The 23486-nt window shown below is 58.6% G+C and carries 24 protein-coding genes and 1 riboswitch; of the genes, 10 read left to right on the top strand and 14 right to left on the bottom strand.

Annotated elements, in window-relative coordinates:
* Position 1: 1 nt before the first annotated feature.
* The gene (locus AC6CWS_RS12275; protein ID WP_032428688.1) at positions 2-214 is read right to left on the bottom strand and encodes a hypothetical protein; all 213 of its coding nucleotides are present in this window, start codon (positions 212-214) and stop codon (positions 2-4) included.
* Positions 215-624: 410 nt separating this feature from the next.
* On the opposite strand from AC6CWS_RS12275, the gene uvrB reads away from it, so the two are divergent.
* Positions 625-2646, top strand: coding sequence for an excinuclease ABC subunit UvrB (gene uvrB / locus AC6CWS_RS12270; protein WP_065881921.1), 2022 nt, complete (start codon positions 625-627; stop codon positions 2644-2646).
* A 252-nt stretch (positions 2647-2898) separates the two neighbouring features.
* On the opposite strand, the gene pmrB is transcribed toward uvrB, so the two are convergent.
* From pmrB to yvcK, 4 genes are all read right to left on the bottom strand, one after another.
* Positions 2899-3996, bottom strand: coding sequence for a two-component system sensor histidine kinase PmrB (gene pmrB, locus AC6CWS_RS12265; protein ID WP_023288917.1), 1098 nt, complete (start codon positions 3994-3996; stop codon positions 2899-2901).
* Positions 3997-3999: 3 nt separating this feature from the next.
* Complete coding sequence (gene pmrA, locus AC6CWS_RS12260; RefSeq protein WP_023288918.1) at positions 4000-4671, bottom strand: two-component system response regulator PmrA; 672 nt, start codon at positions 4669-4671, stop codon at positions 4000-4002.
* Positions 4671-6311, bottom strand: a complete 1641-nt coding sequence (eptA, locus tag AC6CWS_RS12255; protein WP_065881919.1) for a phosphoethanolamine transferase EptA — start codon at positions 6309-6311, stop codon at positions 4671-4673. Before eptA ends, pmrA begins: the two co-directional genes overlap by 1 nt.
* 103 nt (positions 6312-6414) lie before the next feature.
* Positions 6415-7320 (bottom strand): uridine diphosphate-N-acetylglucosamine-binding protein YvcK, encoded by a 906-nt coding sequence (gene yvcK, locus AC6CWS_RS12250; protein WP_065881917.1) that lies wholly within the window; start codon positions 7318-7320, stop codon positions 6415-6417.
* 208 nt (positions 7321-7528) lie between these two features.
* Positions 7529-7667: riboswitch (molybdenum cofactor riboswitch) on the top strand.
* Between yvcK and moaA the strand changes: the two genes are divergently transcribed.
* The 6 genes from moaA (at position 7655) to AC6CWS_RS12220 (ending at position 11117) form a co-directional block, all read left to right on the top strand.
* The gene (gene moaA / locus AC6CWS_RS12245; RefSeq protein WP_017900173.1) at positions 7655-8644 is read left to right on the top strand and encodes a GTP 3',8-cyclase MoaA; all 990 of its coding nucleotides are present in this window, start codon (positions 7655-7657) and stop codon (positions 8642-8644) included. It overlaps the preceding riboswitch by 13 nt.
* Positions 8645-8667: 23 nt before the next feature.
* Positions 8668-9180 carry a molybdenum cofactor biosynthesis protein B gene (moaB, locus tag AC6CWS_RS12240; protein ID WP_065881914.1) on the top strand — a complete coding sequence of 171 codons (513 nt, stop codon included), beginning with the start codon at positions 8668-8670 and terminating at the stop codon, positions 9178-9180.
* Between the two features lie 3 nt (positions 9181-9183).
* Positions 9184-9672 carry a cyclic pyranopterin monophosphate synthase MoaC gene (moaC, locus tag AC6CWS_RS12235; protein WP_065881912.1) on the top strand — a complete coding sequence of 163 codons (489 nt, stop codon included), beginning with the start codon at positions 9184-9186 and terminating at the stop codon, positions 9670-9672.
* Positions 9665-9913: a molybdopterin synthase sulfur carrier subunit gene (gene moaD, locus AC6CWS_RS12230; protein ID WP_023288922.1), complete on the top strand. Its 249-nt coding sequence runs from the start codon at positions 9665-9667 to the stop codon at positions 9911-9913. The genes moaC and moaD overlap by 8 nt, the downstream gene beginning before the upstream one ends.
* Before the next feature lies 1 nt (position 9914).
* On the top strand, positions 9915-10367 hold the full coding sequence (gene moaE / locus AC6CWS_RS12225) for a molybdopterin synthase catalytic subunit MoaE (RefSeq protein WP_023288923.1): 453 nt from the start codon (positions 9915-9917) through the stop codon (positions 10365-10367).
* Positions 10368-10412: 45 nt separating this feature from the next.
* Positions 10413-11117, top strand: a complete 705-nt coding sequence (locus AC6CWS_RS12220; RefSeq protein WP_023288924.1) for a Bax inhibitor-1/YccA family protein — start codon at positions 10413-10415, stop codon at positions 11115-11117.
* Positions 11118-11512: 395 nt separating this feature from the next.
* On the opposite strand, the gene AC6CWS_RS12215 is transcribed toward AC6CWS_RS12220, so the two are convergent.
* From AC6CWS_RS12215 to AC6CWS_RS12205, 3 genes are read right to left on the bottom strand one after another with little or no spacing between them, the layout of a single operon-like run.
* On the bottom strand, positions 11513-12478 hold the full coding sequence (locus AC6CWS_RS12215) for a lysylphosphatidylglycerol synthase domain-containing protein (protein WP_065881910.1): 966 nt from the start codon (positions 12476-12478) through the stop codon (positions 11513-11515).
* On the bottom strand, positions 12475-13719 hold the full coding sequence (gene clsB, locus AC6CWS_RS12210; RefSeq protein WP_048334482.1) for a cardiolipin synthase ClsB: 1245 nt from the start codon (positions 13717-13719) through the stop codon (positions 12475-12477). Before clsB ends, AC6CWS_RS12215 begins: the two co-directional genes overlap by 4 nt.
* Complete coding sequence (locus AC6CWS_RS12205; RefSeq protein WP_023288927.1) at positions 13716-14477, bottom strand: endonuclease/exonuclease/phosphatase family protein; 762 nt, start codon at positions 14475-14477, stop codon at positions 13716-13718. The genes clsB and AC6CWS_RS12205 overlap by 4 nt, the downstream gene beginning before the upstream one ends.
* Positions 14478-14608: 131 nt before the next feature.
* Here AC6CWS_RS12205 and AC6CWS_RS12200 point away from each other — a divergent pair, with 131 nt between their 5' ends.
* Positions 14609-15019, top strand: coding sequence for a YbhQ family protein (locus AC6CWS_RS12200; protein WP_012542390.1), 411 nt, complete (start codon positions 14609-14611; stop codon positions 15017-15019).
* On the opposite strand, the gene AC6CWS_RS12195 is transcribed toward AC6CWS_RS12200, so the two are convergent.
* The 6 genes from AC6CWS_RS12195 to AC6CWS_RS12170 form a co-directional block, all read right to left on the bottom strand.
* On the bottom strand, positions 14981-16087 hold the full coding sequence (locus AC6CWS_RS12195) for an ABC transporter permease (protein WP_023288928.1): 1107 nt from the start codon (positions 16085-16087) through the stop codon (positions 14981-14983). The genes AC6CWS_RS12200 and AC6CWS_RS12195 overlap by 39 nt on opposite strands.
* Before the next feature lie 129 nt (positions 16088-16216).
* Positions 16217-17350, bottom strand: coding sequence for an ABC transporter permease (locus tag AC6CWS_RS12190; RefSeq protein ID WP_023288929.1), 1134 nt, complete (start codon positions 17348-17350; stop codon positions 16217-16219).
* Positions 17340-19079, bottom strand: a complete 1740-nt coding sequence (locus AC6CWS_RS12185; RefSeq protein ID WP_023288930.1) for an ATP-binding cassette domain-containing protein — start codon at positions 19077-19079, stop codon at positions 17340-17342. Before AC6CWS_RS12185 ends, AC6CWS_RS12190 begins: the two co-directional genes overlap by 11 nt.
* Positions 19072-20067 (bottom strand): secretion protein HlyD, encoded by a 996-nt coding sequence (hlyD, locus tag AC6CWS_RS12180; protein ID WP_065881908.1) that lies wholly within the window; start codon positions 20065-20067, stop codon positions 19072-19074. The genes AC6CWS_RS12185 and hlyD overlap by 8 nt, the downstream gene beginning before the upstream one ends.
* Entirely contained in the window at positions 20067-20726 is a 660-nt protein-coding gene (gene cecR, locus AC6CWS_RS12175) for a transcriptional regulator CecR (protein ID WP_065881906.1), read from the bottom strand. The genes hlyD and cecR overlap by 1 nt, the downstream gene beginning before the upstream one ends.
* 73 nt (positions 20727-20799) lie before the next feature.
* Entirely contained in the window at positions 20800-21723 is a 924-nt protein-coding gene (locus AC6CWS_RS12170) for a LysR substrate-binding domain-containing protein (protein WP_044521808.1), read from the bottom strand.
* Here AC6CWS_RS12170 and AC6CWS_RS12165 point away from each other — a divergent pair.
* Both AC6CWS_RS12165 and AC6CWS_RS12160 read left to right on the top strand, forming a co-directional pair.
* A complete protein-coding gene (locus AC6CWS_RS12165) occupies positions 21715-21852 on the top strand; it encodes a hypothetical protein (RefSeq protein WP_032428692.1) in 138 nt (45 codons plus the stop codon). The two genes, AC6CWS_RS12170 and AC6CWS_RS12165, sit on opposite strands and share 9 nt — an antisense overlap.
* Before the next feature lie 288 nt (positions 21853-22140).
* Entirely contained in the window at positions 22141-23475 is a 1335-nt protein-coding gene (locus tag AC6CWS_RS12160; protein ID WP_048297113.1) for an MFS transporter, read from the top strand.
* Positions 23476-23486 lie beyond the last annotated feature (11 nt).

Raw genomic sequence — 23486 nt, 5'->3', positions numbered from 1 at the left:
GCTAAACGCCGATACCATCAGGCACAGCCAGCGCCGGGGCTGCACTTTTCCGGTGCCCGACGCTAAAGGGTGGTGCAAAAAGCAGCAAAAATCGAGCGGCTTTAAGCGGATAGTTATCAAAAATAGTTCGATAAAAATTTTTCGCCGCGCGGTTTAGGCCGCCAGACGATTTGCGCCGGGCGGCGGCGGTCTTGGGCTGCAGACAGTTATCCACTATTCCTGTGGATAACCTTGTGTATTAGAGTTAGAAAACCTGCGGTAAGCTAGAGCGTACGCGGCTTGCGGCTGAATTGGCGCGAAAGGCATCTTTTCTTTAAAATCATTAAATATCAGCTTGTTAGATAAAATCAATGGGTGTAAGAAAAGCGTCATCTTCTGCCATAAAACTTTCACCCGTCCGCTTGACAAATGTTAAAAGGTAAAAATTTCTGGGGATAACCCTGACGGCCGGAGGATTATTCCGCCCGGCGCGCGTTTTATATCCCGGTTGCCGGCAAAAAAGGCCAAATCGTGGCGCTATCATAATCACGTACTGTTTAAATATCCAGTATATTTTGTTGGCAAAAAACGGCCCGAGGGGTAGAATTAAACACCGGCCGCTAAATCTTTTTCAGGTTCTGATTGATGAGTAAATCGTTTGTTCTGCATTCCGCCTTTCGCCCCTCCGGAGACCAACCGGAAGCCATCCGCCGCCTGGAAGAGGGGCTGGAGGATGGGCTCGCGCATCAAACGCTGCTGGGGGTCACCGGCTCCGGTAAAACCTTTACCATCGCCAACGTGATTGCCAATCTGCAGCGGCCGACGATGGTGCTGGCGCCAAACAAAACCCTGGCGGCCCAGCTCTACGGCGAGATGAAAGAATTTTTCCCCGAGAATGCCGTCGAGTATTTCGTCTCCTACTACGATTACTACCAGCCGGAAGCTTACGTCCCCAGCTCAGATACCTTCATTGAGAAGGACGCCTCGGTAAACGAACATATCGAGCAGATGCGCCTGTCGGCCACTAAAGCGCTGCTTGAGCGGCGCGATGTGGTGGTGGTGGCCTCGGTCTCGGCTATCTACGGCCTCGGCGACCCGGACCTGTATCTGAAAATGATGTTGCATCTGACGGTGGGGATGCTGATTGACCAGCGGGCGATCCTGCGCCGCCTGGCCGAGCTGCAGTATACCCGCAACGATCAGGCCTTCCAGCGCGGCACCTTCCGCGTGCGCGGCGAGGTGATCGACGTCTTCCCGGCGGAATCCGACGATATCGCCCTGCGCATTGAGCTGTTTGACGAAGAGGTTGAGCGCCTGTCGCTGTTCGACCCGCTTACCGGCCATGTGGAATCGACGGTGCCGCGCTACACCATTTATCCCAAGACGCACTACGTGACGCCGCGGGAACGCATCGTCCAGGCGATGGAAGAGATTAAGCTGGAGCTGGCGGAGCGGCGCAAGGTGCTGCTGGCCAACAACAAGCTGCTGGAAGAGCAGCGCTTAACCCAGCGCACCCAGTTCGACCTCGAAATGATGAACGAGCTGGGCTACTGCTCGGGCATTGAAAACTACTCGCGCTTCCTCTCCGGGCGCGGGCCCGGCGAGCCGCCGCCCACCCTGTTCGACTACCTGCCGGCAGACGGCCTGCTGGTGATCGACGAATCCCACGTCACGGTGCCGCAGATCGGCGGCATGTACCGCGGCGACCGGGCGCGCAAAGAGACGCTGGTGGAGTACGGCTTCCGCCTGCCGTCGGCGCTGGATAACCGGCCGATGAAGTTTGAAGAATTCGAAGCGCTGGCGCCGCAAACCATCTACGTGTCGGCGACCCCCGGCGCCTACGAGCTGGATAAATCCGGCGGCGAGGTGGTGGATCAGGTGGTGCGTCCGACCGGTCTGCTGGACCCGATCATCGAAGTGCGGCCGGTGGCCACCCAGGTCGACGACCTGCTGTCGGAGATCCGCCTGCGCACGGCCATCAACGAGCGCGTGCTGGTCACCACCCTCACCAAGCGGATGGCGGAAGACTTAACCGAGTACCTTGAGGAGCACGGCGAGCGGGTGCGCTATCTGCACTCGGATATCGACACCGTCGAACGTATGGAGATTATCCGCGACCTGCGTCTTGGCGAGTTTGACGTGCTGGTGGGGATCAACCTGCTGCGTGAGGGGCTGGATATGCCGGAGGTGTCGCTGGTGGCGATCCTCGATGCGGACAAAGAGGGCTTCCTGCGCTCCGAACGCTCGCTGATCCAGACCATCGGCCGCGCGGCGCGCAACGTCAACGGCAAGGCTATTCTGTACGGCGATAAGATCACTCCCTCGATGGCGAAAGCCATCGGCGAGACGGAGCGGCGACGGGAGAAACAGCAGCGCTACAACGAAGAGCATGGCATTGTGCCGCAGGGGCTGAACAAGAAAGTGGTGGATATCCTGCAGCTGGGCCAGAGCCTGGCGAAAACCAAAGCCAAAGGGCGCGGTAAAGCGAAGGCCGTCGAGCCTGCCGGGCTCAGCAGCGTGGATATGACGCCAAAAGCGCTGCAGCAGAAAATCCACGAGCTGGAAGGGCAGATGATGCAGCACGCGCAGAACCTCGAGTTCGAAGAGGCGGCGCAAATTCGTGACCAGCTGCATCAGCTGCGCGAACTGTTTATCGCCGCCTCCTGAGTGTTGGCGCATACCGCTGAACGCGGATAGGCGAGGGGGCAGTGAAGGTACGGCGCTGCGCTAACCGTTCCGCAGCCAGATAACTCACGGCGGAGAAGAAAAAAGGCCGCAAAGCGGCCTTCTTAATGTTTGCTTAATCTCGCCAGGCGACACTATCCTCAACCTGATGAGGATAGCGCCCATGCAAAAAATCAACTTCCGTGAATATCTGGCGGTCGCCACCGCCCTGGTCATTATTGTTGCCTTCTTCCATCAGTGGGTGCTGACGTTCTGACCCGCGCGCCGCGGGAATAACACCCACGCGCGGACCCCTGGCCCCGGCTGGCGGTTATGCAAAAAGAACTGGGCGTCATGCAGCTGAGCGATGCGCGTGACGATGCTCAGTCCGAGCCCTATGCCGCCGTAGCGACTGTCCATGCGTACAAAGGCCTTACTGAGTTCGCCGCTTTTCGCCTCATCAATTCCCGGTCCTTCATCTTCCACTGCCATCACCGGCATCAGACCCGCTTTCACCGACACGCGGATCGTCGACCCTTGCGGGCTGTAGCGATGGGCATTCTCCACCAGATTGCGCAGAATGACGCGGATGAGCGTCGCGTCGCCAGAGACGACGGCCTCGCTTTCGACATCCGTCAGCAGCAGCCGTTGCTGGCGCTCGGCCAGCATGGTCTCCAGCTCATCCTGCAGCGGTTTGACCACGTCATCCAGCAGCAGCACCTGCTGATAGCTGCCGGCGGAAAAGGACTGACCGACGCGCGCCAGCTGCAGCAGCTGCGAAATGCTGGTGGTCATCTGGTCGAGGCGCTGGATCAGCGGGTCGACGCCCATGCCATGCACTTTCGCCAGCAGCTCAAGGTGCAGCCGCAGCCCGGCCAGCGGGGTGCGCAGCTCGTGCGCCACGTCGGCGGTAAACAGCCGTTCGCGGTCAAGGGTCAGATTGAGGCGGGAAACCAGCTGATTCAGGGCGGTGGTCACCGCCGTCACCTCAGGTACCGATTCGCTGAGCACGATGGGGGTGAGGTTGTCCGGCGTGCGACTCTCCAGCTCGCTTTGCAGACGTGAAAGCGGGCGGGTGATTTTGCGTACCGCCAGCATGCTGATGTACAGCGCCAGACCCACGATCAGCAGGCTCGGCACCAGCAGGCTGGCGACCGCTTCCCTTACCTCATGCTCCACATGCTTCTGATTGTTGTGCCCTTCGATGGCGCTGGCCACCAGCAACTGGATCTGCTCTTTGCTCTCATGCCATAGCCAGAAGACGCTGATCAGCTGACAGACCACCAGAATGGCGCCGATGGTCAACAGCAGCCGGTGGCGCATGGTCCAGTTTTCGGTTGCAAACAGAGCCATGGTCTATTCCGTCTCGTTGTGGTTAGCCAGCATATAGCCGAAGCCCCTGACGGTGCGGATCCGCGATTTGCCAATCTTATCGCGCAGGTTGTGGATGTGCACTTCCAGGGTATTGGTCGCTGGCTCATTGTCCCAGCTGTAGATATCGTTGTAGAGGATCTCGCGATGTACCGGGCTGCCGGCTTTCATCATCAGTCGCGATAGCAGGGCATACTCCTTCGGCGTCAGATCCAGCGCCGTCTCACCGAGCCACACCTGGCGACGGGTGACGTTGAGGCGCAGGTCGCCGACGCTGATTTCGTTATCGCCCTGATTATTATGCCGACGGAGCAGGGCGCGAATGCGCGCGTTCAGCTCTTCCAGGGCAAAGGGTTTCACCAGATAGTCATCCGCGCCGGTGTCGAGACCGCTAATGCGATCCTCAAGGGTATCGCGGGCGGTGAGGATCAACACCGGCTGGGTCATTTTCTCCCGTCGCATGCGGGCGAGAAAATGCAGGCCGTCTTCGTCCGGCAGGCCAAGATCGAGCACGATCAGGCTATAGTGATTGCTGGCCAGCGACAGCGCCGCTTCGTGCGCTGTGGAGACGCCGTCGCACACGTATCCTTCACTTTGCATCGCCAGGATTAACCCCTGCAACAGCAGCGCATCGTCTTCAATGACTAAGATTTTCATCAACCAGCCTCTCTACATGGTGTTAAAATATCATCTGCCGCCTGGTACTCGTGGGTGCTGACGCCGAGCAGGCCGAGCAGGGTGGAGAACAGATTATCCTGCGAGTAATTCTCTTTTTTCGCTCGCTGCTGCAGACACTGCGCGGAAATGCCGTAGCGTTGCTGGTAGTCGGCAGAGAGCCACATCACCATCGGCACGTGTTTCTGCGTATCCGGCGCGATAGAGTACGGCAGACCATGCAAATAGACCCCATCTTCCCCTAACGACTCGCCGTGGTCGGAAAGATACACCAGGCTGGTAGTGAATTTGTCCTGTTTCGCCTGCAGGAGTTTTATCGCTTTATCCACCACGTGGTCGACGTACAGGATGGTGTTGTCATACGTGTTGGTCAACTGCTCCCGGGTACAGCCCTGGATCTCATTGGTGTCGCAGGTTGGGGTGAATTTTTTGAATTCAGCCGGATAGCGATTGTAGTACGTCGGCCCATGGCTGCCGATGGTATGCAGCACAATAATGCCATCCTGTTGCAGGTTATCGATATAGCTGTCGAGATGATGGAACAGCACGTCATCGTAGCACTCGCCGTCGATGCACTGCCCGGTTAGCTTCAGATCGGTCACGTTCTGGTGCGGTACCCGATCGCAGGCTCCCTTGCAGCCGCCATCGTTGTCGTTCCACAGCACCTGAATGCCGGCGCGCTGCAGAATATCCAGCACCCCTTCCTGATGGTGGGCCAGCTCTTCGTCATAGTGCGCACGCGGCATATTGGAGAACATGCACGGCACCGAGACCGCCGTGGCGGTTCCGCAGGAGGTGGTGTGCGGGAAGTAGATCACCCCGTCCTGTTGCATCAGCGGGTTGGTGTCGCGCGGATATCCGCCCAGCGAGAAGTTGTCCGCCCGGGAAGTTTCGCCCAGCACCACAATCGTCAGGTTCTTACGGGGACCGTTATGCATCACCGGGTTCTGTTTGGCATCTTCGCCAATCTTCACCAGCGGCAGGTTGTCCATGCGATGGTGCGCATACCAGGAGTTCACCGCCACAATGCTGTTGGAGGGGCTCAGGGATTTCACCAGCTCCTTGTTGTTGCGAAACAGCGAGGCATAGTCTTTATAAAAGAGGACGGCAATCAGGACGATCAGCAGCGCGGAGGCCACCATATTCACCAGGCGCCAGGCCACACCGCGCCATAGCGTGGCCGGTTTACGAATTTTAACCCACCAGGCGACCAGCACCGCCAGCACCCCGGAGAGTCCAAGGACAACGATCATTTCGCCGGAGAGCAGGGCAAAGCTCTCCGCTGGGGTGGTGTCGAGGATGTTGGTGATCATGCTGCGGTCGATCACCACGCCGAAGTTCCAGATGAAGTACTGCGCCGATGCGCTGAGCAGAATAAAAAGGCTAATCACCAGCCGGTCAAGCTTGAGGAACGAGGCGAGGGTGGTGAGGATATTCATCACGCTGAATGCCACCAGCGGCATACTCAGAAACACCAGCGCGGTGTGCAGGTTGTTCACCGGCAGCAGCGTATACGCCTGGCGGTAGAAGGCGAGGTTAAGAAAAAGCCCGATATAGACCGCGAAAATAATCAGATAAGTCGTGCGGCTGACGACCGGCCGACGCAGAGGCAATAACGACATAGTACATACCCACAGGAAGAGATAAGGGTATAGTGCCAGCTCTGTTTTAAGACAACCTTAAGATTTTAAGGTGCGCCGAAAGCCGAGCCTTCGGCGCGCAGGATCAGCCCGGCAGCTGGAGCGCTTTCTCCAGCGCCCCGCGAAGCAGCGCCCGGTCATGGCGATAGGGCACGTCGCTGGCTTCCAGCGGCGTCTGGATCACCAGCCGGTCGTCGATGCCGCTGATATCGGCTTTTGGGCCGGCGATGACTGCATCCACCACCCGCTTGCCCACGTAGCGCTCCATAATCGCGATGCGCTCCGCCAGCGACAGCTTCGCGGCCGGGCTGTGCTCCTTGCCGAGGTTATCAATAAACACCATCGGCGCCGGAGTGCGGCGCAGCGCCTGGGCCATCTCGTCAAGCAGCAGGATCGGCAGCAGGCTGGTATAGAAACTGCCAGGGCCGATGAGGATCAGATCGGCTTCGGCGATGGCCTCTACCGCCTCGCGGGTGGCCGGTACCGGCGGGGTGAGCATCAGCTCCTGCGGCACGCTATCCAGCTGATCGATATTCACTTCACCGTATACTTCATGGCCTTCATGATCGAGCGCCATTAAATCCACCGGTTGTTCCGACATCGGAATAAGAAAAGCGTCCACTTTGAGCAGGTTTCTGATCAAATTGATCGCTTCTAACGGCCGCACGCTGAGGTGATCCAGCGCCTTTAACATCAGATTTCCCAGGTTATGGCCGGAAAGCTCGCCATTGCCGCTAAAACGGTACTCAAACATCGCCGACGCCACGCTCGGCTCGGCGATTAACTGATTGATGCAGTTGCGCATATCGCCCCAGGCAATGCCGCCTTCCGAGCGGCGGATCCGCCCGGTGGATCCCCCGTTGTCGGTGGTGGTCACAATGCCCGTCAGCCGTGAGCCCAGCGAGGAGAGGGAGGACATAACCCGACCCAGACCATGCCCGCCGCCGAGCGCCACCACCCGATCCAGGTCAGCGAATGTACGATTGCGCATAGAAATTCCTTATTTCACATAAACGGCCACACACTACCCGATCTACCCCTAAAAGACGATGGGAGGAGCCCGACAAACTGACCGATATCAAGGCAAAAAGATGATTTATGGCTATTCTGTAACGAAAATGCACGAAGGTAGCGATATATACAAGAATATATAGCGAAATCGCAAATGGCGAAACCGCCTGGAACGCGCTACTATCGGCATAACCTGTTAACACTCTAGCCTCTTCGCCTGTGTCAAAAGATATGGCGGTTTGGCCGCGACGCCGCCGGTTGTCGCCAGGGCGTGGGAAGAAATGACCGCGTCTCCCGTATTTGGAAAGGTGTATATGGCCTCACAGCTTACCGATGCATTCGCGCGTAAGTTTTATTACCTGCGTCTGTCGATTACCGATGTGTGCAATTTTCGTTGCACCTACTGCCTGCCGGATGGCTACAAGCCCGGCGCCGTCAATAACAACGGCTTTCTCAGCGTAGACGAAGTGCGCCGGGTTACGCGCGCTTTCTCCGCGCTGGGCACTGAAAAAGTTCGCCTCACCGGTGGGGAACCCTCCCTGCGCCGTGACTTCACCGAGATCATCGCCGCCGTGCGTGAAAACCCGGCGATCCGTCAGATTGCCGTCACCACCAACGGTTACCGCCTGGCGCGCGATGTCGAACGCTGGCGCGATGCCGGGCTGACGGCGATCAACGTCAGCGTCGATAGCCTCGACGCCCGCCAGTTCCATGCCATCACGGGCCAGGACAAATTCCACCAGGTGATGGACGGGATTGACGCCGCTTTCGCCGCGGGCTTTGACAAGGTGAAGGTGAATACCGTGCTGATGCGCGATGTTAACCATCACCAGCTTGATACCTTCCTCGCATGGATCCAGCCGCGTCGAATTCAGCTGCGGTTTATTGAGCTGATGGAAACCGGCGAGGGCAGCGACCTGTTCCGCCGTCACCATCTCTCCGGCATGGTGCTGCGCGACGAGCTGCTGCGCCGCGGCTGGATCCACCAGATCCGCCAGCGCAGCGATGGTCCGGCGCAGGTCTTTTGTCATCCGGACTACGCCGGCGAGATCGGCCTCATCATGCCGTACGAAAAAGACTTCTGCGCCACCTGCAACCGTCTGCGCGTCTCCTCCGTCGGCAAACTGCACCTGTGCCTGTTTGGCGAAGGCGGCGTCGACCTGCGCGACCTGATGGCCGATGATCGGCAGCAGGCGGCGCTGGAAGCGCGGATCGCCGAAGCCTTAACCCACAAAAAGCAGACCCATTTCCTGCATCAGGGCAACACCGGCATTACGCAGAACCTGTCCTATATTGGCGGATAATCGTATTCGAAAGGAGCATTCAGATGAGCCAGGCTAGCGCTGAGTTTATTCCGACCCGTATTGCTATTCTTACCGTTTCCAGTCGTCGCGGCGAAGAGGACGACACTTCCGGCCACTGGCTGCGTGAGGCGGCGCAGGAGGCGGGGCACCATGTCGTCGATAAGGCGATAGTCAAAGAGAACCGCTACGCCATCCGCGCCCAGGTATCGGTGTGGATCGCCAGCGATGAGGTGCAGGTGGTGTTGATCACCGGCGGGACCGGGTTCACCGAAGGGGACCAGGCGCCGGAAGCGCTGCTGCCGCTGTTTGACCGTGAGGTGGAAGGTTTTGGCGAAGTGTTCCGCATGCTGTCGTTCGAAGAGATCGGCACCTCGACGCTGCAGTCCCGGGCGGTGGCCGGCGTCGCCAACCACACGCTGATCTTCGCCATGCCGGGCTCGACGAAAGCCTGCCGCACCGCGTGGGACAACATTATTGCCCCGCAGCTGGATGCCCGCACCCGTCCTTGTAATTTCATTCCTCACCTGAAGAAATAACTTATGTCACAACTGACCCATATTAACGCCGCGGGCGAAGCCCATATGGTGGATGTCTCCGGCAAAGCGGAAACGGTGCGCGAAGCGCGCGCCGAGTCTTATGTCGAGATGCAGGCGACGACCCTGGCGATGATTATCGACGGCAGCCACCATAAAGGCGACGTTTTCGCCACCGCGCGTATCGCCGGGATCCAGGCGGCCAAGCGCACCTGGGAGCTGATCCCGCTGTGCCATCCGCTGATGCTCAGCAAAGTGGAAGTCAATCTGCAGGCGCAGCCGGAACATAACCGGGTGCGCATCGAATCGCTCTGCCGCCTGACCGGCAAAACCGGCGTCGAGATGGAAGCCCTTACCGCCGCCTCGGTTGCCGCGCTGACCATTTACGATATGTGCAAAGCGGTGCAGAAGGATATGGTGATTGGCCCGGTGCGTCTGCTGGCGAAAAGCGGCGGCAAGTCCGGCGATTTTAAGGTGGATGAACGTCATGATTAAGGTTCTGTTTTTTGCCCAGGTGCGTGAGCTGGTGGGTACTGATTCGCTGACTCTCGACGCCAGCGACCTGGCCACCGTTGAGGCGGTGCGTCAGCAGCTTGCCGCTCGCGGCGATCGCTGGGCGCTGGCCCTGGAGGAGGGCAAACTGCTGGCGGCGGTTAACCAGACGCTGACCGCCTTTGACCATCCTGTCGCCAGCGGGGATGAAGTGGCGTTCTTCCCGCCGGTCACCGGAGGCTGACATGACGCAAACTCGTATCGTCGTTAGCCCGGCGCGCTTTAGCGTTGGCGAGGAGTATCCCTGGCTGGCCGAACGCGATGAAGACGGCGCGGTGGTCACCTTCACCGGCAAAGTGCGCAATCACAACCTCGGCGACAGCGTGAAAGCGCTGACCCTCGAGCATTATCCGGGTATGACCGAGAAATCGCTGGCGGAGATCGTCGACCAGGCGCGCGAGCGCTGGCCGCTGGGCCGGGTAACCATTATCCATCGCATCGGCGAAATGTGGCCGGGGGAAGAGATTGTGTTTGTCGGCGTCACCAGCGCCCACCGCGGCAGCGCCTTCGCCGCCGGCGAGTTTATGATGGACTACCTGAAAACCCGCGCGCCGTTCTGGAAACGCGAGGCGACGCCGGAGGGCGAGCGCTGGGTCGACGCCCGCGACAGCGATCGCCAGGCGGCAGAGCGCTGGTAGTGTGATACGCTTACAGAGTGAAACTTTGTTAATCAGGAGAGAGTCATGGACAGATATCCGCGTTCCGATTCAATAGTGCAGGGCCGCAGCGGCCTGCAGACTTATATGGCGCAGGTGTACGGCTGGATGACGGTTGGCCTGCTGCTGACGGCGTTTATCGCGTGGTTTGCGGCTAACACCCCGGCGGTGATGATGTTCGTCTTTTCGAGCAAAATTACCTTCTTCGGGCTGATCATCGCCCAGCTGGCGCTGGTGTTTGTGCTGTCGGGGATGGTACAGCGGCTGAGCGCCGGGATGGCGACCACCCTGTTTATGCTCTATTCGGCGCTCACCGGGCTGACGCTGTCGAGCATTTTTATCGCCTATACCTACTCCTCTATCGCCAGCACCTTTGTGGTTACTGGCGGGATGTTCGGGGCGATGAGCCTTTACGGCTACACCACTAAACGCGACCTGAGCGGCTTCGGCAGCATGCTGTTTATGGGGCTGATTGGCATCGTGTTGGCGTCGCTGGTTAACCTGTGGCTGAAGAGCGAGGCGCTGATGTGGGCCGTGACCTACATTGGGGTGGTGCTGTTTGTCGGCTTGACCGCCTACGACACCCAGAAGCTGAAAAATATCGGCGAGCAGATTGATATCCGCGACAGCGCCACGCTGCGTAAATACTCGATCCTCGGCGCCTTAACGCTGTATCTGGATTTCATCAACCTGTTCCTGATGCTGCTGCGTATTATGGGCAATCGCCGCTAACCTGTTTATATCAAGGGGTTGCATCTCAGAACGCCCGGCAAGCGTAACGCCGCCGGGCAAGCATTGATTACCTTCCAGGCAACCCTCTTGCGCCGTTTTTTTGCCGGGTGGCGGCTGCGCCTGACCCGGCCTACGTTCTTACGACCTGTCGTTAAATTATTCACCATTGTTGCTGAAACTGCCGGTGCTGACGGCCTCAAAATCGCTGAGACGTTCCCGGAAGGCCGGGGCAGCCCGCATGTTCAGGCCCATGCAAGCGCAGCGCCGCCGGGCGAGACGCCAGGCGCAGTACCCGTGAAGTTGCCGGATGACGGCTGTGCCTTACCCGGCCTGGAGGACCCTCTCACAGGCTTACACCTCGTAGGCCCGCGCAAGCGCAGCGCCGCCGGGCGATTTCACTCGCGGGCCAGCTTGCGCTGGTTCTTTTGCCGCAGCTTTTTCGCCCGACTCTCCAGCAGCAGATAGGCCACCGTCGCCAGCAGCAGCGGCAGGAAATAATAGAGCGCGCGCCAGGCGAGGAGGGCGGCGATGATCGCCCCCTTCGAAATCTCTTCCCCGGAGAGCATGGCGATAAACACCGCCTCCAGCACGCCAATCCCGGCCGGGATGTGGATAATCACCCCGGCGATACTGCTCACCAGCAGTACTCCCAATACCAGGAAATAGTTAATCTCGCTGCCCAACAGCAGCCAGATGATCGCCCCCATCGCCATCCAGTTCGCCGCCGAGACCCCCATCTGCAGCAGCGCGAATCGCCAGGAGGGCAGCACCAGCCGCTGGCCTTTGATCGTCAGGTGACGGCGTTTGGCGAACGCGCAGCCGAAGAGATAGCACAGCGTGAGAAATAGCATCGCTCCGCCGATAATCCGCAGGGTGGTCTGGCTGATGTACCAGTGCGACGGCAGCTTCACCAGATCCGCCGTAAAGATCACCCCACCGAGCAGGATATAGCCCAGCCAGTTGGTGGTGATGCTTAAGGAAAAAATACGGGTGATGGTGCTATTGTGCAGCCCCAGCCGGGAGTACAGCCGGTAGCGCATGCCGATGCCGCCGACCCAGGTGCTGAGGGTCAGGTTGAAGGCATAGCAGATAAACGACACCAGCATTACCTGGCGTTTCGCCAGCTTGTGTCCGCACCATGCGCGGCCAAGCAGATCGTAGCAGCCGTAGATCAGATAGCTGACGATGACCAGCGCAATGGCGCTGAACAAGGCCAGCCGATCGTAGCCGCGGATCACCTTCCACACTTCCTGCCAGTCGACCTTCTGCGCGTAAATCACCAGCAGGACGATCACGGCGATAAAAAAGAGCACGGTCAGCACTCTTTTTGCCATCCGCCAGCGCGGGTGCGATTTGCTCATAGTGGATTATCCCTGGTCGGTGACTCGACGCGATCCTGCGTTTCAATTTCCGGTTGCACCGGCGGGCTAACCCTGGCCAGCCGCGGAGTATGGGCCGGCAGCCAGCCGACCCACGCCGGAAAGTGGCGCAGAAAGTGGAAGGCCATCACGCTCACCCCCAGCCGCCACCAGTTGCGTTTCGGCAGCATTGCTTTATCGATCCGCTGGCAATCCCGGGCGATAAGCCCGTTAAGGTTATCGCGCAGCGTCTGGTTAAACACCCTGTCGTGGATGATCAGATTGGCTTCCAGATTCAGCGACAGGCTGAGCGGATCCAGGTTGCTCGACCCGACGGTGGCCCAGTGGTCGTCCGCCAGGGCGACTTTGCCATGCAGCGGACGGCGGCGATATTCGTAGATCTGCACGCCGCCTTTGACGAGGTAGTGATAGAGCAGGTGGGCGCCAAATTTCACAATTGGAATATCCGGTTCGCCCTGGACGATCAGCTTCACCCGCACCCCGCGCCGCGCGGCATTGCGCATCGCATGCAGCAGACGGTAGCCGGGGAAAAAATAGGCGTTCGCGATTATCACCTCCCGGCGGGCGCTGGTCAGCATCTTCAGGTAGTGGCGTTCGATATCGTCGCGGTGATCCTGATTATCGCGCCAGACGAACAGCGCCTGCGCCTCGCCGGGGGTCTGGTTGATCTCCGGCTGATGGCGACGACGGCGCCACCAGCGGCGGGCGGTTTCGCTGTTGGGTAGATTCTCCAGTTCGAACTGCAGAATATCGAGCACCACCGGCCCCTCGACCTGCACCGTGTAATCCTGCTTCGCCTCCGGGCCATAGTCGCTCATATGTTCGGCGGAGTAGTTGATGCCGCCGACAAAGGCGGTGGTGTCGTCGATCACCACGATTTTACGATGCATGCGACGGAACAGGTTAGTGCGCATTCCCATCAGCTTAGGGCGCGGGTCGTAATAGCGGAAAATCACCCCGGCGGCGGTCAGTTCACCGACAAACTCATCGCTAAGATCCGGCGAGCCGTAGCCGTCAAGCAGCACTTCCACCTGGATGCCGCGGCGGGCGGCCTTCAGCAGAACCGCGTGCAGCCGCCGGCCGACCTCATCTTCAAACCAGATAAAGGATTCGAGGATCACCCGCCGGCTGGCGCGACCGATGGCCGCAAACAGCGCCGGATAGTACTGGTCGCCGTTCTCCAGTAGCGTAATGCGGTTGCCTTCCTGCCAACGACATTTCACAAATGAATCTCCACGCTAAGGGGTGCATGATCGGACAGATGCCGCCACTGTTTGAGGGCCAGCGCCTTCGGGCGGCTGGCGTGGGCGTTCTTGACGTAAATGCGATCGAGGCGCAGCAGCGGAAAACTGACCGGAAAGGTACGCGCCGGGCGTCCGCGGGCGCGGGTAAAGATCTCTTCCAGCCCCGCCTGGGCTTTTAACGGCTGGTTAGCCTGCTGACGCCAGTCGTTAAAATCCCCGGCCACCACCACCGGCTCGCCGGCGGGCAGGGTGTTGACCCATTCCGTCAGCATCCCCAGCTGCGCCTGCCGCTGGTCGGCACGCAGTCCGAGATGGACGCAAATGACGTGAATCGTGACGCCGCTCTGAGGCGGCACGATGCGGCAATACAGCAGGCCGCGTTTCTCCCCGTTGCCGACCGAGATATCGCGATTCTCATAGTATTCAATCGGGAAGCGCGACAGCACGGCATTGCCATGGTGACCTTCCGGATAGACCGCGTTGCGCCCATAGGCGTAGTCGCTCCACATGGTGTCGGCAAGAAATTCGTAATGGGTCGTATCTGGCCAGTTTTCGATATGCAGCGGGTGAACTTCGTGAGCGCCCATCACTTCCTGCAGGCAAACTATGTCAGCGCTGACGCTGCGAACGGCTTCGCGCAGCTCGGGCAAAATAAAACGCCGATTAAACGCCGTAAAGCCTTTATGGGTGTTAATTGTCAGCACGTTCAACGAAAATCCCGACGTTGGCTCAGCCATAATTCTCCAGTAAATGTCACTTTCCTGAATAAAATAGTGTAGTAGACGTCACAAAAAGATGCGGTGTTACGGAATTTTCCGTAAAGTGCGGTACTCTGAGTAGCAGAGAAAAATCCTTCAGGAGAGAAGCCATGAAGTGGCAACAACGTGTACGCGTCGCAACAGGTCTTAGTTGTTGGCAGATTATGTTGCATCTACTGGTCGTGGCAGTGCTGGTGATGGGATGGATGAGCGGCGCGCTGGTGCGCGTCGGATTAGGGCTGTGCGTCCTCTACAGCGTCACGCTGCTGGCGATGCTGTTTCTGCAGCGTCATCACGAGGCGCGCTGGCGCGATGTGGGAGACTTCCTTGAGGAGCTCACCACCACCTGGTACTTCGGCGCCGCCATGATAGCGCTGTGGCTGCTGTCGCGCGTGCTGCACAACAACCTGCTGCTGGCCCTCGCCGGGCTGGTGATACTGGCAGGCCCGGCGGTGGTCTCGCTGCTGGCGAAAGATAAAAAATTACGCAATCTTTCTTCGGAACATCGCATACGCCGCTGAGCCGGTGGTGGCCGCTATGACCAGTAGCGGCCACAAACTTCCCCACACAATCTCCAGACTCGCATCCTTCAGATAAATTTGCTTGGTGATATCGGTAAAGTGGCGGATCGGGTTTATCCAGGTCAGATCCTGCAGCCACTGCGGCATGTTTTCCACCGGTGAAACGTAGCCGGAGAGAAGAATCGCCGGCATCATAAAGACGAACACGCCGATAAACGCCTGCTGCTGCGTGGCGCACAGCGATGAGATCAATAAGCCAAAGCCCACCAGCGATAGACCGTAAATCACCATGGTGAAATAGAACAGCAGCAGCGAGCCGGCAAACGGGATCTGATAGGCCCAGATACCAATCGCCAGCACGATAGTCGCCTGCAGGGTGGCGACGATCAGCGCCGGCACCGCTTTACCGACAAAGATTTGCCAGGTGGCGAGAGGCGAGACCAGCAGCTGATCGAGGGTGCCCTGCTCGCGCTCGCGGGCCACCGACAGCGAGGTGACGATCATCACCCCGATGGTGGTGATCATGGCGATGAGCGACGGCACCACGAACCACTTGTAGTCGAGATTCGGGTTATACCAGTTGCGCACCACCAGTTCGCTATTGTTCGGCTTCGCTTTGTCCTCCAGCAGTTCCTGCTGGTAATTTTTCACGACCTGCTGCAGATAGTTGGCGGCGATTTGCGCGCTGTTGGAGTTGCGCCCGTCGAGCAGGAGCTGCAGCGGGGCGGTTTGATAGTTGTCGAGGTTGCGTGAGAAATCCGCCGGGAAGCGCACCACCAGCAGGGCTTTTTGTTCATCGATGGTCGGCTGGATCGCCTGCGGGCTTTTCAGCAGCAGGACGTGGGTAAAGGCTTTGGCGCGGGCAAAGCGCTGAGTGAGTTCCACCGCGTGGCGACCGCTGTCCTCGTTATAGATGGCGATGGTGGCGTTGGTCACCTCCAGCGTCGCGGCAAAGGGAAACAGCAGCACCTGAATCAGCACCGGCATGATTAAAATCGCCCGCGTCTGCGGTTCGCGCAGCAGCGACTGCAGCTCTTTGCGGATCAATGTCCATAAACGGTGAAACATATTAGCTCCTTTGGCCCATTCAACAACGCCGGGCGGTACTGCGTTCGCCCGGCGTACGGGTTCGGCGAACCGTATAATCGATGTTGGTTAAACCGTAGGCCCGGTCAGCGCAGCGCCACCGGGCAAAACCTAATCCAGACGCCGTTTGGTTTTCAGCCACGTCAGGCCGATAAACATCACCGCCGAAGCAATCAAAAACAGCACATTCACCAGCAGCACCACCGGAATATTGCCCGCCAGAAAGAGGCTTTGCAGGGTGTTGACGAAATAACGCGCCGGGATCACATAGGTCACCGCGCGGATCACCGCCGGCATGCTGTCTATCTGGAAAATAAACCCGGACAGCATTATCGACGGTAAAAAGGCGGCGTTCAGCGCCACCTGCGCGGCGTTAAACTGGTTGCGGGTGATCGTCGAGATCAGCAGTCCCATCCCCAGGGTACTGAGCAAAAACAGACTGGTGATGACAAACAGGATCGGCAGCGAACCGCGATAGGGCACGCCGAGAATAAACACCGACACCAGCATACACAGCAGCATTGCCAGCATGCCGAGGAAGTAATAGGGGATGAGCTTGCACAGCAGCAGTTCAGCGCGGGTGATCTCCGTCGACAGCAGCGCCTCCATGGTGCCGCGCTCCCATTCGCGGGCCACCACCAGCGAGGTCAGTATCGCGCCGACCACGGTCATGATAATGGTGATCGCCCCGGGGATAATAAAGTGCTGGCTGATGGCCGCCGGGTTAAACCAGTAGCGCATCTGCACGTCGATCAGCGGTTCAAAGGTCTCGCCGCGGTCTTCCGCCCGCTGCTGCTGCCAGATCTGCCAGATACCCTCCACGTAGCCCTGGGCGAAGTTAGCGGTATTGGGCTCGCTGCCGTCGGTGATGAGCTGGAGCGGCGCAGTGGCGCCGGGGCGGGCCATCTGGCGGTCGAAGTCCACCGGAATAACCACCATCGCGCGGATGCGACCGGCCTGCATCAGCTCAATTAGCCGCTGGCGATTGTCACTGACGGTGGCGTCGATATAAGGCGAGCCGGTCATGGTATGGACGAAGTCCAGCGCCTCTTCGCTCTGCTGCTCCAGCAGAACCCCCACCCGCAGCTTACTGGAGTCGAGATTAATGCCGTAGCCGAAGATAAACAGCAGCAGCAGAGGGATCACCACCGCAATCAGCCAGCTGCTGGGATCGCGGACGATCTGCCGGGTCTCTTTGACGCACAGGGCGCGGACCCGCCGCCAGGAGAGGAGATTACTGCTCATGGCCATTCTCCTTATCCCAACGGTTAATCAGGGTAATAAACGCCTGCTCCATGGTCGGGTCCGTCTGGTTGTCATCCGCCGCCTGGGCCTTCAGTGCGTCCGGGGTGCCGCTGGCGATAAGCTTGCCGTGATAGACCAGCCCAATGCGGTCGCAATACTCCGCCTCATCCATAAAGTGAGTGGTGACCATCACCGTCACCCCTTTATCCACCATGCTGTTGATATGCAGCCAGAACTCGCGACGGGTGAGGGGATCGACCCCGGAGGTGGGTTCGTCGAGAAAAAGAATGTCGGGCTCATGCATCAAGGAGCAGGCCAGCGCCAGCCGCTGCTTATAGCCGAGCGGCAGCTCGTCGGCGGCGTGGCGGGCGATGCTGTTCAGACCGAAGGCATCGCTCATGCGGGCAATTTTGTCATTTTGCGCCCGGCCACGCAGGCCGTAGACCCCTGAGAAAAAGCGCAGGTTCTGCTCGACGCTGAGGTTGCCGTACAGCGAAAATTTTTGCGCCATATAGCCCAGATGCTGACGCGCCTTGCCGGAGCTGACCTTGAGATCCATCCCCAGCACCAGCGCTTTGCCGGAGGTGGGCACCAGCAGGCCGCACATCATTTTGAAGGTGGTGGATTTCCCTGCGCCGTTGGGGCCGAGCAGGCCGAAGATCTCGCCGCGCTTGACCTGGAAATCGACGTGGTCGGTGGCGGCGAAATCGCCAAATTTTTTAGTCAGCGACTGCGCCTCAATCACCGTTTCGTCTTTGCTGCCGTCAACGCGATGGATAATCGCACCCAGCGGCGATTCGGCGGTCCCGGCGCCGCCGAGCAGGTCGATAAAGGCGTCTTCAAAGCGCGGCGCGGTGTCGGTCACCTGCAGCGACGGCATATCGTCATGTTGCTGAACCTCATCGATGCGCGCCTCCTTTTTCAGGATCAGACGCACCGATTTGCCCTGAATCACGCCGTCGCTAACCTGCGGCAGCTTCAGCGCCCGCTGCAGCAGGCGGCGGTTGTTCTCCTGCGGGCTGGAGACCAGAAAGCTGCGCCCGGCCATGGTTTGCGTCAGGGCCGTCGGCTCCCCTTGATAGAGCAGTTTGCCTTCGTTCATCAGCAGCACATCGCGACACTGCTCGGCTTCATCGAGATAAGAGGTGCTCCACAGAATCAGCATGCCGTCGCCGGCCAGCTCGTGCACCATTTGCCATAGCTCGCGGCGGGAGATCGGGTCGACGCCGACGCCGGGCTCATCCAGCAGCAGCACCTTCGGGTCACCCACCAGGGTACAGGCGAGCCCCAGCTTTTGCTTCATGCCGCCGGAGAGCTTGCCCGCCAGCCGCCCGGTGAACGGGCCAAGGGCGGTGAATTCCAGCAGGCGGTCGAAAATTTTCTTCCGCGCCTCGCCGGTGACGCTGCGTAGATCGGCGTACAGGGTGAGGTTTTCCATCACCGTCAGATCTTCATACAGGCCGAACTTCTGCGGCATATAGCCGAGCACCGCGTGCAGAGCGCTGTCGTCTTTTAGCGGATCAAAGCCAATCACCCTGGCGCTGCCCTCATCAGGCTTAAGCAACCCGGCGAGCATCCGCATGAGGGTGGTTTTCCCTGCGCCGTCGGGGCCTACCAGCCCCGTGACGTAGCCGGCGCGGATCGTACAGGTCAGCGGGGCCACCGCTGGCCTGTCCATCCCGGGGAAACGGCGGCTCAGGCCGTTTAAGGCGATGACGGCCTCACTCATGTCCGTTCCCGTTGTCAAAGGAGACGGTCACCGGCATCCCCTGGCGCAGCGCGCCGTCGGCGTCGTTTACCACGATGCGCAGACGGTAGACCAGATCGGTGCGCAGGTCCGGCGTCTCGACAGTCTTCGGCGTGAACTCAGCGCTCGGCGAGACAAAGCCGATTTTGCCGTGATAGGGCTTATCCGGCCGGCTGTCGGTATAGAGCAGCACTGCTTGTCCCGGCTGCGCCTGGCCGAGGTTTTTCTCGTCAACGTAGGCGCGGACCCATACTGGATAGGTCAAGGAGAGGGTTAGCACGGTGCCGCCGGCGTTGAGCATGGTGCCGGGCTCGACGGCGCGGGTCATCAGCGTGCCGTCGGAAGGGGCGGTCAGCACGGTATCGTGCAGGTCCAGTTTAGCCTGGGCCAGCGCCGCCTGCGCCTGTTCGAGGCTGGCTTTGGCCTGGGCTATCTCCTGCGGACGATTGCCGGCGCGGTATTGACGCAGTTTATCCTGCGCTGACTTCAGCGTTGCCTGCGCCTGGTCGCGCGAGGAGCGGGCGTTCTCCAGATCGTTGGCGGAAATGGCGCTGCTGGCGCGTAAACCCAGCTGGCGCTGATAAAAGTTTTGCGCGTAGTCGTAAGCGGCCTGCGCCTGATTCACTGCCGCCGCTGCCTGGGCAATCTCTTCCGAGCGGTAGCCGGCCATCATCAGGTCATACTGTGCCTGGGCGGTGGAGACGTTGGCCTGCGCCTGCAGCAGGGCGTTTTCATAGGGGGCACGGTCAAGCTCGCCGAGGGTTTGCCCGGCGCGGATGCTGTCGCCTTCGTCGACGGTCAGCGAGGCCAGTCTGCCGCCGACGCGGAAACTCATATTGACGGTGCGGATATCGACATTGCCATACAGAGTCAGCGGCTGCTGCCGGCTGCTCTGGTACCACCACCAGCCGCCGCCCAGCGCGGCGAGAAGAATCACGATCAGCAGAATGACAACGACGGGTTTTTTCATCAGCCCAAACTCCTTTGCGATAACCCATGCAGAATGAAATCGATATGACAGGTAATGACCTCAAAAATCTGTTCGGTTTTTTGCGCGTCAAACTGCGTCCAGCCGGTGCGCAGCAGGATGGTTTCACGCCCGAGACGGAAAGCGAGCACCTCGCCCAGCAGGGCGTGGGTATGGAGGATCATTTGCGTATCACCGGCATCGCGACCCGTCCAGGCGGCGATCAGCCGGGTGAGATAGTGGTGCAGGGGGGCGATCACCTGCTGGTGGATCAGATGGTACGCGGCGGTGGGCGCCAGCTGTTCCCGGGAAATAAATTTGCTCAAGTTGACCGTATCATCCTGGGTCAGCAGCAGGATCATGTTATGGCAGGCGCTGAGGATGAGGGCGCGGATCGCCTGACGATCCGGTGACTCTCCGGCGAGCAGGGCCTCTGCCGCTTCGGCGTGCGGGCGAAAATTGTCACCGATAAAATCGGCGATCCACTGGCCGCAGGCGAGATACAGGTCGTCTTTCGAGCCAAAATAGTAGGTGATAGCCGCGATATTCTGCCCGGCCAGGGCGGCAATATCGCGGGTGGTGGCATGCTGGCCATACTCGCCAAACTGGGCGATAGCGGCCGCGATAAGCTGGCTTTTTGCCTGTTCGCCTTTACTGGTCATCGCGCTCTGAAAAAATTAATCAATCGATTGATTAACTTTAGGCGCCGACTGGCGGTTTGTCCACCTGCCGGGACTAAATATGAAAACCGTCTTCCTGTAGCTCCCCGGCGACCCAGGCGAAGAAGCGCTGGACCTTTTCCTTCTGTTCATTGGCGTGGGGAAGGACGAAGTGGTGCGCGCCGACCGGCATACTCCGCTCGTCGGCAAACACCGGCGTCAGCTGCCCCTGACGCACGTGGCCGCCGGCCAGCAGATTGCTTTCCAGGATCACCCCCATCCCCATCCGGGCCGCCTCGATGCTCATGTACGACCGGTCGAAATTAAAGATAAAGTTTTTGTGCCAGCCGCGGACCTTGTGCCACGACAGCCAGTTGCTCCAGTTAATTAAGGTGCTGTCGGAATGGATCAGATCGCAGGCCAGCAGATCTTCCGGGGCGCGAACCGCATGGCGGGCTAAATAAGAGGAGGCGCTGTAGGGCAGGACGCACTCATTTTTAATGGTCCTGACCAGCAGCGTCGGCCACTGCGACAGCCCGTGGCGAATATCGATATCAATATTATCCCGGGAGAACTGAATGCTTTCGTAAGAGCAGGTCAGGCTAATTTTTAGCTCCGGCCACGCCTGACGGAATTTATCCAGCCGCGGCATCAGCCACAGCAGGCCGAAGCTCGGCGCTGAGTGAATGCGTAAATAATCCTGATGAATATCGTTGATCACCTGGCTGGTGGCCTGGCCAATCATATTCAGCGCTCCGGAGACCTCTTTGAGATATTTTTCTCCCACTGCGGTTAACATCACGCCTTTGCTGCTGCGGGAGAACAGTTTTTTTCCCAGCAAGTGCTCCAGACTGGCTATCTGGTGGCTGACCGCCGAGGCGGTAATGTTGAGGTTCTCTGCGGCCAGGTTGAGGCTGCCGGTTGCGGCGACTTCAATAAAAGCCTGGATATTGCGTAAAGAGGGCATCGGCAGATTTTTATTGGGCAGCGGTTGACTCATGGCGGCATCCTGCGCGGGGCGCGAATAAAAGAAAATGGCGAACAGCGTGGCGCAGCCGTGATGAACAGCATAGGGAAAAGCGAAAATAACCTTTTAATTTGTGATGGGCTTAACAATTTATCTCGTTAAAATCGCCACTCTCAGTAAACGCTAAAATTTGCGGGGAGTCACTAACTCAATTTTTCTCAATCATAATTGAGCTTTTTTGAATACCTTTTCATTTTTGGGTTGTTATATTCCCCTCACAGGCCTGATCACAAACTGCGATGCGCTTGGGTCGCAATAATAAAACACCTAACCACCTGTTTCGCTGTGCGAAAAGACATGTCTCTCTTGTTGCGCCAGGGCGCGTGAAACGCGGCGAACCCAGGCGGCAACCTACGGCGAAGTGGATGAGGTATAAGATGAGGAAACCCTATGTCACGTATAGATACGCTGGTCTGTACTGACGCCAGGAAAACAAAATATCGTTTTGTAGTTTTGACGATGATTTTCCTGGTGTATGCCATCAATTACGCCGACAGAACGAATATCGGCGCGGTACTGCCGTTTATCATTGATGAATTTCATATCAATAATTTTGAGGCCGGAGCGATTGCCAGTATGTTTTTCCTCGGCTATGCGGTCAGCCAGATCCCGGCCGGCTTTTTCATCGCCAGACGCGGCACTCGAGGGCTGGTTTCGCTATCTATTTTCGGCTTCTCCGCTTTTACCTGGCTGATGGGCACGGTGAGCTCCGTATTTGGCCTGAAGCTGGTGCGGCTGGGCTTGGGACTAAGCGAAGGTCCCTGCCCGGTGGGGCTGGCGTCGACGATAAACAACTGGTTTCCGCCGAAAGAGAAAGCCACGGCAACCGGCGTTTACATCGCGGCGACCATGTTTGCCCCGATTATCGTGCCGCCGCTGGCGGTGTGGATTGCGGTGACCTGGGGCTGGCGGTGGGTCTTTTTCTCCTTTGCTATTCCCGGGATCGTAGCAGCGATAGCGTGGTACCTGTTGGTGAAGTCAAAGCCCGCGGAAAGCGGATTCGTATCTCCAAGCGAACTGGCAGAGATTAATGCCGGGCGGGACAGCCATCATAATGACGGTGTACGTGAAAATATATTAATCGCCGATCGGTTCACCTGGCTGGATAAAATTATCCGGGTGAAAAAAATGCCGCCTGTGGATACGGCGAAGGGATTATTTACCTCAAAAAATATTCTCGGAGACTGCCTCGCATATTTTATGATGGTCAGCGTGTTATATGGATTATTAACCTGGATCCCGCTGTATTTAGTGAAAGAGCGCGGTTTCGATGTGATGAGTATGGGGTTCGTGGCCAGTATGCCGTGCATCGGCGGCTTTATTGGCGCGATTGGCGGCGGATGGATTTCGGATAAATTATTAGGCCGTCGGCGTAAACCAACCATGATATTCACAGCGGTATCAACCGTAGTCATGATGTTAATTATGCTGAATATACCGGCAAGCACCCTGGCGGTCTGTATTGGTTTATTCTTTGTCGGTTTCTGTTTGAATATCGGCTGGCCGGCTTTTACCGCCTACGGTATGGCCGTTTCGGACAGCAAAACCTATCCGATCGCCTCTTCCATTATTAATAGCGGCGGCAACCTCGGCGGATTTGTGGCGCCGATGGTGGCCGGTTTCTTACTGGATAAAACGGGGAGCTTCAATTCTGTCTTTACCTATTTTGGTATCTGCGCCGCAATCGGTTTGGTGGTGATTCTTTTCCTCGATGAGCCACAATAACGAAAATAGAT

This window comes from Klebsiella sp. M041, from assembly GCF_059759695.1.
The sequence above is the reverse complement of the archived record's forward strand: the minus strand, read 5'-3'. Positions and strand labels throughout refer to the sequence as shown.